Source organism: Brumimicrobium aurantiacum (genome assembly GCF_003402975.1).
GTDB classification, from domain to species: Bacteria; Bacteroidota; Bacteroidia; order Flavobacteriales_D; family Crocinitomicaceae; genus Brumimicrobium; species Brumimicrobium aurantiacum.
In genome coordinates this window covers 263,468-276,954 of the sequence record NZ_QURB01000004.1, presented here as the reverse complement: position 1 = coordinate 276,954, position 13,487 = coordinate 263,468, and the positions used below count along the sequence as shown (strand labels likewise).

Annotated in this window: 11 protein-coding genes; 4 read left to right on the top strand and 7 right to left on the bottom strand. The window is 34.1% G+C overall.

Translation table 11 applies throughout. The features are described from left to right. Window positions 1–309 precede the first annotated feature (309 nt). Entirely contained in the window at window positions 310–1,131 is an 822-nt protein-coding gene (locus DXU93_RS08740; protein ID WP_116880896.1) for a hypothetical protein, read from the top strand. A gap of 129 nt (window positions 1,132–1,260) precedes the next feature. On the opposite strand, the gene odhB is transcribed toward DXU93_RS08740, so the two are convergent. The 3 genes from odhB to DXU93_RS08725 all read right to left on the bottom strand — a co-directional run bounded on the left by odhB (window position 1,261) and on the right by DXU93_RS08725 (window position 5,721). Next, window positions 1,261–2,520: a 2-oxoglutarate dehydrogenase complex dihydrolipoyllysine-residue succinyltransferase gene (gene odhB / locus DXU93_RS08735; protein ID WP_116880895.1), complete on the bottom strand. Its 1,260-nt coding sequence runs from the start codon at window positions 2,518–2,520 to the stop codon at window positions 1,261–1,263. 14 nt (window positions 2,521–2,534) lie between these two features. Further along, complete coding sequence (locus tag DXU93_RS08730) at window positions 2,535–5,258, bottom strand: 2-oxoglutarate dehydrogenase E1 component (RefSeq protein ID WP_116880905.1); 2,724 nt, start codon at window positions 5,256–5,258, stop codon at window positions 2,535–2,537. 91 nt (window positions 5,259–5,349) lie between these two features. After that, window positions 5,350–5,721, bottom strand: coding sequence for a hypothetical protein (locus DXU93_RS08725; protein WP_116880894.1), 372 nt, complete (start codon window positions 5,719–5,721; stop codon window positions 5,350–5,352). Between the two features lie 91 nt (window positions 5,722–5,812). Here DXU93_RS08725 and DXU93_RS08720 point away from each other — a divergent pair, with 91 nt between their 5' ends. Beyond that, window positions 5,813–7,081: an aspartate kinase gene (locus DXU93_RS08720; RefSeq protein WP_116880893.1), complete on the top strand. Its 1,269-nt coding sequence runs from the start codon at window positions 5,813–5,815 to the stop codon at window positions 7,079–7,081. Window positions 7,082–7,176: 95 nt separating this feature from the next. Here DXU93_RS08720 and DXU93_RS08715 read toward each other — a convergent pair whose 3' ends face one another. The 4 genes from DXU93_RS08715 to DXU93_RS08700 form a co-directional block, all read right to left on the bottom strand. Continuing rightward, window positions 7,177–8,118: an NAD(P)-dependent oxidoreductase gene (locus tag DXU93_RS08715; RefSeq protein ID WP_116880892.1), complete on the bottom strand. Its 942-nt coding sequence runs from the start codon at window positions 8,116–8,118 to the stop codon at window positions 7,177–7,179. A 46-nt stretch (window positions 8,119–8,164) separates the two neighbouring features. Beyond that, complete coding sequence (gene uvrC / locus DXU93_RS08710; RefSeq protein ID WP_116880891.1) at window positions 8,165–9,976, bottom strand: excinuclease ABC subunit UvrC; 1,812 nt, start codon at window positions 9,974–9,976, stop codon at window positions 8,165–8,167. Window positions 9,977–10,207: 231 nt separating this feature from the next. Continuing rightward, window positions 10,208–10,720 (bottom strand): DUF2480 family protein, encoded by a 513-nt coding sequence (locus DXU93_RS08705; RefSeq protein ID WP_116880890.1) that lies wholly within the window; start codon window positions 10,718–10,720, stop codon window positions 10,208–10,210. 170 nt (window positions 10,721–10,890) lie between these two features. Then, complete coding sequence (locus tag DXU93_RS08700) at window positions 10,891–11,316, bottom strand: GxxExxY protein (protein ID WP_317126916.1); 426 nt, start codon at window positions 11,314–11,316, stop codon at window positions 10,891–10,893. 239 nt (window positions 11,317–11,555) lie between these two features. On the opposite strand from DXU93_RS08700, the gene menA reads away from it, so the two are divergent. Continuing rightward, on the top strand, window positions 11,556–12,452 hold the full coding sequence (gene menA / locus DXU93_RS08695; RefSeq protein ID WP_317126915.1) for a 1,4-dihydroxy-2-naphthoate octaprenyltransferase: 897 nt from the start codon (window positions 11,556–11,558) through the stop codon (window positions 12,450–12,452). Then, window positions 12,449–13,480 (top strand): o-succinylbenzoate synthase, encoded by a 1,032-nt coding sequence (locus DXU93_RS08690; protein ID WP_116880888.1) that lies wholly within the window; start codon window positions 12,449–12,451, stop codon window positions 13,478–13,480. Before menA ends, DXU93_RS08690 begins: the two co-directional genes overlap by 4 nt. The last annotated feature ends 7 nt before the right edge of the window (window positions 13,481–13,487 follow it).

The window sequence follows — 13,487 nt, the reverse complement described above, 5'->3', positions numbered from 1 at the left end:
AAGTTAAGACTGCTTGCGCTGATGGTACTGCCCTTTTAAGGGTGGGAGAGTAAGTCGACGCCACTTTTTAAAAACCTCATACATTCATTTGTGTGAGGTTTTTTGTTTTATATACTTTTTTTATTTGCGTTGATGATACTGTCCGTCAATCGATGGGTAGGTTATTTATTCGATTCAATCTGTTTGTAGTATATTATGATTTTAAATCCAGTTTATCACTAAACTATATATTCGAGAATATTGAATTCCACTAATGTTTTTATAAAGCCAAAAGTTTTAACTTTATATTATATTTTAATTCATAAATCAATGAAACTCCTAACAACACTTCCGTTACTTTCTATCATTCTTTCTTGTAATTCTAATCAAAATGAAAATTATCATGTCTTGACTGATATAAATGTTAGCGAATCTGATGTACTAGAAGAAGCTTCACAAAATGAAGATGAATTAATGATGGGAGAAAGAATTGATGGTCCAGCAAATATTCGAGATAAGCCAAATGGAGATGTGTTATTTGAATTATATGATAATGTCCTAGTAGATGTATCTTCGAAGTCGAATAACGGTTGGCATGAGCTCGTAGTTTATTTTGATTTAAATGAAGATGAATATGATTTAGATTCATTAACTACAAATCGACCAATTCTTTCTAGTAATGATACAATTGGTAAAATTCTGAAAGGTCATTATGTTAGTACTGGGAGAGGAAAAGAAGATGTGTATGCTATGCTTTATGGATACACCTATGAATCCAACATTAAACCTGAATCTGTCATAGAAACTGTTTTGACCGAATACTTAGATTCAAAAAGTAGAAATTATAATGACTGGAAGCCTTTTATCCATACATTTCAATTGATGGATGATGCGGTAGATTTTAAAGGTTTAAATACTTATTATAACTATGAGAATGTTGTTGATGATCCCTCTCCAGGATTCAGAATAGTGTTATTATTTAAAGAGAAAATATTAGTTGGTATTTTGCACTCTCGAAAACTTCTGGTTGAAAATATGCAAACACATAAATTAAATTGGAACTATTACACATCCTTTTTTAATGATTACCCTGAAGACGATCAAAAGAAGTTTATAGAGTATATGAATGAATGGTTAGAGGGAGTAGATTAAATCGATTACTGGATTCCAAAATTGAATTCTAAAACTCAGAACTGTTTTTTTTTTTTTTCTAAATTTAAATAAACAAAAAAAAGGAACATCTTTCGATATTCCTTTTATATAATTTTATGGTTTTGGAAATTACAGTCCTAACAATACTTGATAAGGATCTTTTCCTCCAAAAATCATTCTTTCTGGATTTTCCAACATTTCTTTCACTTTCACTAAGAAACTAACTGATTCTTTACCATCAATAATACGGTGGTCATACGAAAGTGCTAAATACATCATCGGACGAATTTCAACTTTACCATCAATGGCCATTGGACGTTCAACGATGTTGTGCATTCCAAGAATAGCTGATTGTGGTGGGTTGATGATTGGCGTAGACATCATCGAACCAAAAACACCTCCATTAGTAATCGTAAATGTACCTCCAGTCATTTCGTCTGGTGTAATTTTTCCATCACGTGCCTTAATTGCTAATCTTTTGATTTCCTTTTCGATTTCAGCTAATGACATTTGCTCTGCATTACGCACAACTGGTACCATTAATCCTTTTGGAGAAGAAACAGCAATTCCGATATCTGCATAATCATGCATAATCATGTTCTTACCGTCGATTTGTGCATTAACAGCTGGGTATAAATTTAACGCTTCTGTAACCGCTTTTGTGAAGAAAGACATAAATCCTAAATTCACTTCATGGTGCTCAGAGAACGATTTCTTGTATTGCTTTCTTAAGTCCATAATTGGCTTCATGTCTACTTCGTTAAAAGTAGTCAACATTGCAGTTTCGCTTTTTACAGCAACCAAACGTTCAGCAACTTTACGACGTAGCATTGACATTTTCTTAGGATTCTTTTCGCGTGTTCCACCCCATCCTGAAGTAGATTCTGTATCAAATCCTGCAGCCATTGCACTAACAACATCTTGCTTTGTGATACGTCCATCTTTACCTGTACCAGATACTTGGTTAGATGAAACGTTATTTTCTTTCATTATTTTAGAAGCAGCAGGAGAAGCTGTTCCTGAAGCGTAAGAATCTTTAGCAGCTGGTTTTGCCTCCTCTTTCTTTTTTTCTTTTTTCTCTTCCTTAACTTCTTTAGCAGGAGCTTCCTTTTTCTCCTCTTTTGGTTCTTCTTTTTTCTCTGGTGCTTCAGCTGAAGTGTCGATTAAACAAACCACTTGACCAACTTCAACAGTGTCTCCTTCTTCAGCTTTAAGCGTGATTTTACCCGCTGCTTCTGCAGGAAGTTCTAAAGTTGCTTTGTCAGAATCTACTTCTGCAATTGTTTGATCTTTTTCTACATAGTCTCCATCAGAGACAAGCCATTCAGCGATTTCTACTTCGGAAATAGACTCTCCTGGACTTGGTACTTTCATTTCTAAAACTGACATCTGTTCTTAAAATTTTATTTTGCAGCTACAGCCGCATATTGAAATAAGTTATCGTGTAATTCTTTTAACCTTCTTAGATGAATTTCTTTTGCTCCAGCAGCTGGTGCAGCAGAAGCTCTACGTGAAACACATTTCAAATCAATGTGTCTTAAATTCATTGCCATAAAGGTCCATGCACCCATGTTTTCTGGCTCTTCTTGTCCCCAAATGATATTTTCTGTTTTCTTATATTTTGCTAAAATATCATCTATTTGTTTCTGAGGTAAAGGATAAAGTTGTTCAACTCTAACAAAAGCCATATCCGTAATTTCTCTTTTTTCTGCCTCAGCAAGGAAGTCGTAATAAGCTTTTCCTGAACATAAAACTACGTTTGTAGCTGTATCATGAATGTTACGTGGATCATCAATTACTTCTTGGAAACTACCTGTTGCTAAATCATCAATTGTTGAAACTGCTTTTGAGTAACGTAACAACATTTTTGGAGAAAATACTATTAATGGTTTTCTAAAGTTTCTTTTTAATTGTCTACGCAATGCATGGAAGTTATTTGCTGGAGTCGTTGGATTAATCACTTGCATGTTTAAATCCCCACAACTTTGTAAATATCGTTCCATTCTTCCTGAAGAATGCTCTGCTCCTTGACCTTCATATCCATGAGGAAGTAGCATAACCAAACCTGACTGAACATTCCATTTGTCTTCACCAGCACTAATGAATTGGTCAATCATAATTTGTGCACCATTCATAAAGTCGCCAAATTGGGCTTCCCAAATTGTTAAACCGTTTGGTTGTGCAATTGAATATCCGTATTCGTAACCTAAAACTCCATACTCAGAAAGTAGTGAGTTGTAAATCGACATTTCTGCTTGGTCTTTTTCAAGTAGATTAAGCGTAATAATTTCCTCTTCTTCATCCTCTGTTTTTACAACAGCATGACGGTGAGAGAATGTTCCACGTTCAACATCTTGACCAGAAACTCGAACAGGGTGTCCTTCAACTAATAATGTTGCATAGGCTAGCATTTCTGCCATTCCCCAATCCAATTTGTCGTTTTCAATCATCTTCAGACGATCTTTAAACAACTTAAGTACTTTTCTAAATACTTGTTTACCTTCAGGAAGTGTAGCTAACTTTTTACCAAGTTCAACTAACTTTTCTTTAGGGAATTTTGTGTCAATTACTTTTTGGAAATCTTCTTCTGTTGCTGATTCAAAATCAGTAGAGCTGTCGTCTAAGAAGTTGGTAACACTTACCTTATCTTCTTTTTTAGAAGCTTCGTATTTTGAGTCGAGCTTTCCTGTTAATTCCTCTTTAATCTTTTTATCGTAAGCTTCATCAATAACACCTTCTTCGATCAATTGAGATTTGTAAATCTCTCTTGGGTTAGGGTGTTTAGAAATCTTATTGTAAAGTTTTGGTTGCGTAAATTTCGGTTCATCACCTTCGTTATGACCATATTTTCTATAGGATAGTAAATCAATAAAGATATCCTTATTGAATTTCTGTCTGTATTCTAAAGCAATTAAAAATGTTTGTGCAACTGCTTCAACATCGTCTCCATTTACGTGGAAAACTGGACTTAAAGTAGTTTTAGCAATATCCGTACAGTATGTACTTGATCGACCATCTTTATAATTTGTGGTAAATCCAACTTGGTTGTTTACAACAATATGAATTGTACCTCCAGTTTGGTAACCATCCAATTCAGACATTTGAATTACTTCATACACCACACCTTGTGCAGCAATGGCAGCATCACCATGAATGATAATTGGAACAACTTCGTTTTCTGATTCTAAATAATCATCCACTTTAGCTCTTGTAATTCCTTCTACAACCGGACCTACGGCCTCAAGGTGAGAAGGGTTTGGAGCAAGTGTAAGTTGCATTTCCTTATCCTTAACTTTAACGTTACGCGTTAATCCTAAATGGTATTTTACATCACCGTCAAAAGTGTCAGCATCATCGAATTCTTTTCCTTCGATCTCTCCAAACAACTCAGTTAAATCTTTGTCAAAAATATTCACCAAAGTATTCAATCGACCTCGGTGTGCCATTCCAACAACAAATTCTTTAACGTTTAGGTCAGCACCTCTTCGAATCATTAACTCTAAACCAGAAATTAAAGATTCACTTCCTTCTACTGAGAAACGCTTTTGACCAACATATTTCTTTTGTAAGAATTGTTCAAATAAAGTTGCTTCACTTAGTTTTCTGAAAATTTTCTTTTTGTCATCCCCTGTGAATTTTGGTCGATTATCCAACTCTAATTCATCCATAAACCATTGCTTACGCTTTGGATTTCTGATGTAGTGGAATTCTAAACCGATACTTTCGCAGTAAGCACTTTTCATATGTGCCACAATATCTTTCAGTGTTGCTGGACCTAATCCAATTCTTGAACCGGCTTGAAAAACAGTGTCCAAATCACCTTCAGATAAATCGAAGTTTTCGATAGAAAGATCCGGTGCGTATTGTCTTCTTTCACGAACTGGATTCGTTTGTGTAAAAAGATGACCACGCGTACGGTAGGCTTCTATTAAGTTTATTACTTTAAATTCTTTCTGGAAATTTTCTGGTACTTCACCACCTTCTTCATAGTTGGTTTGACCAAATTCAAATCCTTCAAAAAATTTTCTCCACCCTTCGTCTACACTATTAGGGTCTTTTCGGTACGTGTTGTACAGTTCGTCAATTGCATTAACGTCGGCGTTGCCTATATATGATACTTTGTCCATGTTATTTTTAAACATTATCTGGAATAGCAAATTTAAAATTTTATTACAGTTATTACATCAAATAATACGAATTTGTTTTGAGTGTTTAAATTCACAATAATCCCAGTTTGTATTTTCTTTTAAAATTCACTTTTTCAGCAGCTCTTACCAATAGCATTTTTGCTAATTCATCAACGGGATTTTCCGCGTCTTGAATTGCCGTTTTGACTTTGCTTTCTGGAATGTCAGCCAAATAGAAAAGTTGGTCAACCCTGTTAGAAGAGCTACGCATAATCAAATCAAGCTCCTCTGATAGCCTTTCTTTGAATGCTTCAAATGTTGCTAAATCATCCTCGTTAAATTCTATTAGGATTCCAACTTTACCGAATTCTTTTGTTAATTGGGAAAAAACTTCTTTCGCGAAATCACTCTCATTGAATGATGAAATTAGTTCTGTACTTTGGGGCTGCTCTAAGTCTTCCATTTTGGTTTTAGTTCTTCTAATTTTATTTTTGTTCTAGAAGATTGAAGGGTCTAATATAATAAGATTATTTTCGCAATGAAAATCTAAAGGCATGAAAGTATTTAAATTTGGTGGAGCATCTGTTAAAACAGCTAAAGCAGTTCGAAATGTGAAAACTATTTTGAGTCAATCTGGTCAAGAACAATTGTTTGTGGTGATTTCTGCAATGGGGAAAACGACCAATGCGATGGAAGGAATTGTGAAGGCGCTTTATGATAAAAATTATACCATTTTTGATCGATTGGTTAAAGACCGAAAAGAATTTCATTTAGAGATAATGCTTGATCTTTTCGAAGATCAAAATCATTCGATTTTTAACGAAGTAAATGACATTTTTGAAAATTTACTTGCCTTGAAGTCTCAACGATTAGTTGAAAATTACAATTTCCAGTATGACCAAATAGTGTCACTAGGAGAAATTTTATCAACCAAAATTATAGCCGCTTACCTTTCTATTTGTGATGAGAATGTTGCTTGGATGGATGCTCGAACATTTATTCGAACTGATGATCATTACCGACAGGCAGAAGTCGATTGGGTAAAAACACAAGAATTACTTGATTTTGAATTGGCATCAAATAACGCTCGAATTTTAATTACGCAAGGTTTTTTAGGTCATACTAAAGAAGGTTTTACTACTACTTTGGGGAGAGAAGGTTCAGATTTTACAGCTGGAATTATCGCCTATTGTACGAATGCCGAAAGTGTAACTATATGGAAAGATGTTCCAGGAATGCTCAATGCCGACCCAAAATGGTTTGAAAACACAGTGAAACTTGACAAAATTTCATTTAAAGAAGCCATCGAACTCGCCTATTACGGTGCTTCTGTAATTCACCCAAAAACAATAAAGCCATTACAAAATAAAAATATTCCACTTCTAATTAAGTCATTCCTCGACCCAAATTCTGAAGGTTCGATAATTCAAGATTCTACCGAACACGATGATTTAATTCCTTCTTTTATTTTTAAAATCAATCAAGTTTTATTGTCCATAACACCAAAGGATTTTTCTTTTGTCGTTGAAGAAAACTTAAGCGATATTATTAAAAAACTAGCCTTGTCTGGAGGACACATAAACGTGATGCAGAACTCTGCAGTGAGTTTTTCAGTGTGTTTAGATATTGATAATTTCGGACTTAATCGTTTGGTTGGAATGTTACAAGATGAATATGAAGTTCGTTATAATAACAACCTTGAATTAGTAACGATTCGTCATTATGACCAGGCAACAATTGATCGTGTAACTCATGGACGTGAAATCTTGATGGAACAGAAGACGAGGCAAACTGTGAGGATTGTGATGCGGAATTTGGAGTAATAGTTTTGTACATTAAATTCTGTACAATTAAAAATCGAAAGAGTTTTGAGTATAATTATGCCTCAAAACTCTCATTTAATTCTGCTAATGAAATGTTATAATTTGAAAAAATCCAAAACCTTATCTGCCAAAACATTACTCAACTTAAAATAACTTTCTACCGTCCATCCACCAACGTGTGGAGAGAATAGAACTTTATCTGATTTTAAAAGCGCATTAAACTCAGGATGTTCATCTCCCGAAATTGTCTTTTCAAACGAGGTACTTTCATATTCTAATACGTCTAAACAAGCTCCTAAGATTTTACCCGAATTTATTCCTTTAAGTAGGGCAGAAGTACGAACAATCTTACCTCTAGCTAAATTGATCACATAAATTGGATTTTTAAAAGCGTTAAAAAACTCGTCGTCAGCCAAAAACATCGTTTCTTCGTTCTGTGGAATGTGAAATGAAATTACATCAGCTTCCTTATAAATTTCTTCCATAGTTTCAGCTTGGGCATATTGATTTCCGTAATTCTCTTTGTATTTATCGTAAGCCAAAACTTTTACATCAAAACCAGCTAATTTCTTGGCAAATGCTCCTCCGTTATTTCCAAATCCAATAATTCCAACAGTTTTTCCATCGAGTTCAATTCCACGATTTTCTTCACGATCCCAAATTCCTTGACGGACTTCTTTATCTCCTTTGTTAAGATTATTAAATAAAGAAAGTAACATTCCAAGTGCATGTTCACCAACTGCATTTCTGTTTCCTTCAGGAGCATTAAAACATTGAATGTTGTGTTGCTTGGTATATTCTAAATCAATATTTTCCATTCCAGCTCCACTTCTTGCAATGAACTTTAATTGTGTTCCATGTTTTAGGAAATCTTCATTCATAGGAAAACGAGAACGAATAACAATGCCATCCATTTGTGGAAGGGCATCTATACATTTATCTCTAGACCAAGAAGTCCCATCTATGCAAGCCCCCCCCTTTTCTGTTAATCGTTCTTCTAAAATTGGGTGAACTGTATCGATGAATAGTACTTGCATTTTATTTTGTTTTAAATAATTATTTTGTCTTCAAATCTTAATAAAATTATTTCTCCAAAGTTTCAGAAAAGTAATTTCTCAAAATCTTCGCTTTTGCTAAACCAACAACCTCAACCAATTCTTTTTCGCTTGCCGCTTTAATTTTTGAAACAGTTTTAAAATGCTTCATTAATTCTTCTTGCGTTTTATCTCCAATTCCTTTGATTTGAATTAATTCTGAAACCAAGGCTCCTTTACTGCGTCGGTTTCGGTGATGTTCAATTCCAAATCTGTGCGCTTCATTTCGCATGTGTTGAATCACCTTTAAACTTTCACTTTTCTTGTCTATATATAAAGGTAAACTATCCCCAGGGAAAAATATTTCTTCTAAACGTTTAGCGATTCCCACAATTGGAAGTTTTCCACGCAATCCAAGTTTCTCTAAGGCATCTAGTCCTGCGCTTAATTGACCTTTTCCACCATCGACTATGACCAATTGTGGTAAGTCTTGGCCTTCTTCAAGCATTCTTTTATAACGGCGATAAAGCGCTTCCCGCATGGACTCAAAATCATCAGGACCCTCAACGGTTTTGATATTGAAATGACGATAATCTTTCTTGCTTGGTTTTCCGTTTTTAAAAACTACGCACGCCGAAACAGGATTTGTTCCTTGAATATTTGAGTTGTCGAAACATTCCATATGATAAGGCATTTCTTTTAATCTGAAATCCTTTTGAATGGTTTTTAATATACGCTCCGTTTTAATTTCTGGATTTTTTAGAGTCTCCTGTTTTTGCTGTTGAAGTTTAAAATACTTCGCGTTACGTTTTGAAAGATCTAATAAATGTTTTTTGTCTCCTCTTTGTGGCGTGAAGAATGTTAACCCTTCAATTTTATATTTATCAGCGTTTTCAATCAGAATTTCTTTAGACTGACTATTGAATTTTTCCCGCATATTCAATAAAACAAATGAAAGTATTTCTTCGTCTGTTTCATCTAATTTTTGTTTTACTTCAACTGTAAATCCATTAATGATTGTACCATTATTGATGACCAAATAATTAACGAAAGCCCTGTTTTCAGATCGCTCTAAGGCGATAACATCTACTTGATGGATAGTTGGAGAAACAACAGTTGACTTAGCTCTGTATTTCTCTAAAGCGTTAATTTTCTGTTTGAATTCTTCTGCCTCTTCAAAAGCAAAGCGCTCAGCGGATTCGGTCATCTTTGTTTTTAGCATGCGAATCACTGAAGCAATATTCCCTTTTACAATGTGTTCAATTTGATTGATGTATTCATTGTAATCGGCTTCTTTTTCTTTCCCAACACATGGCGCCTTGCAATTACCGATATGATATTCAAGACACACTTTATATTTTCCAGCATCAATTTTCTCCTGATTTAAGTCATAATTACAATTGCGTAAAGGATACAATTCACGCATTAAATCCAACAAAGTGTTCACCACATAAACAGAAGGATAAGGTCCGAAATATTTTGAACCGTCTTTTATTACTCTACGTGTTGTAAAAACCCTAGGGAACCTTTCGTTTTTGATACAAATCCAAGGATAAGTTTTATCGTCCTTTAATGCGATATTGTATTTGGGTAAATATTTTTTTATCAGGTTGTTTTCCAGTAATAATGCATCAGTTTCATTATCGACCACGATGTAATGCATATCATGGATTTTGCGAACTAAAATTCTTGTTTTCGCAGTGTCATGATTCTTTGTGAAATAGGAATTAACACGCTTCTTTAAATTCTTTGCTTTACCAATATAAATGATCTTTCCAGATTCATCGAAATACTGATAAATTCCCGGCTTATCGGGCAGCGTTTTGATTTTCTCGTTGAGTTTTTTTAACCTTTCTGACACTTTACAAAGATAGGTTTTTTATGAGAATGTAAGAGGTGTTTGGTTGACATATTGTATCGACATACGGCCGTTACTATTTGAAGTGCCCCAATTATTTAATTCAGTGGGGAAAGGATAAGCTTTGAGAAGAAAATGTCAAAAACAAGGCTTGTGTAGATTTTAATTGCATGAGTTTATTTCTAATAAATGATTGCAATTAAAAGCAAACATAACGCAGGATTTGGTTTTTTCTTACAAAGATTTCTTTTTTTTATATACAGGGACAGTAGAACAAGGCTCTCCGTACATTATGCTTTTTACGACAGGCTGTAATTTTTTTACTAATTCTGTCATGGCAAATGCTGGGTGTGCAACATCAGAACAACCTTTAATGATTAATCTTCCGTCGGTATATTCATTTAAGTCAATTGCAGAAATATTGGCCAATATCAATTGTTTTTCAACTTCATCTTGATCGCCGACAAAAGCTATGACACCATGTTCTTGTAACTTTGAAATCACGAGCATGAAAGCCCAAGTAGGAATAATTGCATCAACAGAACAATAAACACCAATCACTTTTCCTTGATATTTTGTCCAATCGTTTTCCTTAATAAAAGCACGAAAATCCTTTTCCTTAAGCGCAATTCCTTGCCATAAATTTTCTTTTAAATCAAAAAGTTCAATTTCTTCTTTTGGTTTAAAGTCCGCTAAATCCATTTGAATTAAACCACTTTGCTTTATTTTATTTACAATCTCTGACATCTCAATTTGTTTGTTCTAATGTTTAACAAATGTATAAGAAGTTTGTTGATTATTAATTATGAATTACCAAGAGAATTCTAACTTCGTGGAAATTGAGTTTGGTTTTACACGTAGGTTTTAGGGAGGAGTCACAGAGTACCACGGAGTTGTTTGGGTTGATGGTTTTACTCTTAGAACACAAATCTTTTTATTCCATTTTTTAATAGTTTTTCATTAAAATTGATCAATAGACCTAAATCATATCCGCCTAATTTCATACATGTTAGAATTTGAGCGGTATGTACATCGGTAAATTTTTCAACTGCTTTTAGCTCAATAACAATTTTGTTCTCCACTAATAAATCAATTCTGTAACCATGGTCAATAACGACTTCTTTATAAATTATCGGTAAAGCTATTTCACATTGGACATTTAGGCCTCTTAATTCCAATTCATAGGCTAAACATTCGTTATATGCTGATTCAAGAAGTCCTAGTCCAAGTGCTTTATGAACCTCGATTGCGCCCCCAATTATTTCTGATGTTACTTTATTGTCAATCACCGTTTTTGTTTTTAATATAAATATAGTGTTTTCTTTATTGTCTTTAAAAATCAATCAGTTATATTTTTTTTTCTCCACATAATTTACCTTTTTTTACTCTGTGTACCTCTGTGAAAATTATCTTTTTTCCCTCTGTGTAAAATTCAAGTACCGCAGGTGATAACAGTATTGAGCAAGAGTATAGAGTTTTGAGGTGAAATAATTGAAAATTCTTTTTTTTCTCTGAGATACTCTCTTGATAACTTTAAACCTAATCCCCGTGTAAATACCAGATATTTTATGATTTTTGTATTATGAAATTAAAAAGCTGGATTCAAGCCGCGCGATTAAGAACTTTGCCATTATCTCTTTCTGGGATTATTGTTGGAAGCTTCGCTGCTTATCAATATGGTTTTTGGGATGCAACAATCTTTTCCCTAGCAATGCTAACAACTTTGTTTTTACAAGTCTTGTCGAATTTCGCAAATGACTTAGGGGACAGTTATAAAGGTGCTGATAACGAACATAGGGTAGGACCAAAGCGTGCTATTCAATCTGGAGCAATCTCTCAAAAAGAAATGATTATTGGGACAATTATTATGGCAATTTGTTCTTTATTGACTGCAATTCCGCTCATTATAATTGGAACCGCTCAAATGCCTGCTTCTGTTTTATGGACCTATGTTGTTTTGGCCATGTTGTGTATATTAGCAGCAATTACTTATACTGTCGGGAAAAAAGCATACGGTTATAATGGAATGGGAGACGTGATGGTCTTTATTTTCTTTGGATTGGTTGGTGTACTTGGTGTTTTTAGTTTGTACACCAAACAATTTGATTATAGTATGGTTGGATTGGCTATAGGCGTTGGATTGTTGAGCGTTGCAGTATTAAATTTAAACAATATGCGAGACCATGAAAATGATAAAGCAGTAAATAAAATCACACTCGTTGTTTCGATGGGATTCAATACAGCTAAAATTTACCATACTTTATTAATCATTGGATCATTTGTAGGGTTTGTGATTAGTTTTTGGTTAAATGAGTGGTGGTTCAGTATGTTAAGCTTGTTGCCTTTTGTATTGTTAATCAAGCACCTTGCAACAGTTTGGCAAACTAAAATTCCCCAAAGTTTAGATCCTGAATTAAAGAAAGTAGCCTTGTCTACCTTTTTTATTTCCATCCTATTTTTAATATCGTCGTTTTTATGAGTTTAAAAGCCAGTTTCGAAAAGAAAATATTTGAATTTAAACGTCCAAGCGGAACCAGTCGTGGTATTTTGACTGAGAAAAAAGCTTGGTTCATAACAGTATGGAATAAACATAATCCTGAAATTAAAGGAGTAGGAGAGTGTAGTATTATTCCTGGACTTTCACCCGATTATGAAAATGATGAATTATACGAATCGAAGGTTAATTCGGTAATAAAAGATGTTGATTATTTCTCAACGAATCCGGATGAGATTAAAGACTTTCCTTCTATTTTCTTTGGATTGGAAATGGCACTTTTGGATCTTAAAAATGGAGGAAAGGGCGTTTTTTATGATACAGAATTCACCAAAGGAAATCAATCTTTGCCAATCAATGGATTGATATGGATGGGCGATGAAGATTTTATGAAATCTCAGATTGAAGATAAACTAAAAGAAGGTTTTTCTTGTATCAAGATGAAAATTGGTGCTATTGATTTTGAAAAGGAATTGGATATTTTAGCTGGAATTCGAAAACAAGTTTCTGCAAAAGAAATCACTTTAAGAGTAGATGCGAACGGCGCTTTTTCTCCAGAGGACGCACCAGAAAAATTAAAAAGACTATCTCAATTTGAATTACATTCCATAGAACAACCGATTCGTCAAGGTCAGATAGCAGCAATGCACCAACTTTGTGTAAAAAATATTCTACCGATTGCTTTAGATGAAGAATTAATCGGGGTTCATAATTACGAAGACAAAAAACAACTTCTAGACGATATTCAACCACAATATATTATTCTAAAACCAAGTCTAATTGGAGGTTTCAAAGGAACAAAAGAATGGATAGAACTGGCTGAAGAAAGAAATATTCCATGGTGGATTACCAGTGCTTTAGAATCCAATGTTGGCTTAGATGCCATTGCACAATTTACAAGTACCTATGAAATTACGCTGCCGCAAGGTTTGGGAACTGGAGCGTTGTATACGAATAATACACCGAGTTTATTGAAGGTGGAGAATGGTGATATTTCGAGGGTGATTGTGTAGGGGCGAT

Coding starts and splice junctions, on each gene's coding strand:
- DXU93_RS08715 (WP_116880892.1), bottom strand. CDS start 8,118: ATGCAAGTACTATTCATCGATACAGTTCACCCAATTTTAGAAGAACGA.
- DXU93_RS08705 (WP_116880890.1), bottom strand. CDS start 10,720: ATGTCAGAGATTGTAAATAAAATAAAGCAAAGTGGTTTAATTCAAATG.
- DXU93_RS08730 (WP_116880905.1), bottom strand. CDS start 5,258: ATGGACAAAGTATCATATATAGGCAACGCCGACGTTAATGCAATTGAC.
- menA (WP_317126915.1), top strand. CDS start 11,556: ATGAAATTAAAAAGCTGGATTCAAGCCGCGCGATTAAGAACTTTGCCA.
- DXU93_RS08725 (WP_116880894.1), bottom strand. CDS start 5,721: ATGGAAGACTTAGAGCAGCCCCAAAGTACAGAACTAATTTCATCATTC.
- DXU93_RS08740 (WP_116880896.1), top strand. CDS start 310: ATGAAACTCCTAACAACACTTCCGTTACTTTCTATCATTCTTTCTTGT.
- odhB (WP_116880895.1), bottom strand. CDS start 2,520: ATGTCAGTTTTAGAAATGAAAGTACCAAGTCCAGGAGAGTCTATTTCC.
- DXU93_RS08720 (WP_116880893.1), top strand. CDS start 5,813: ATGAAAGTATTTAAATTTGGTGGAGCATCTGTTAAAACAGCTAAAGCA.
- DXU93_RS08690 (WP_116880888.1), top strand. CDS start 12,449: ATGAGTTTAAAAGCCAGTTTCGAAAAGAAAATATTTGAATTTAAACGT.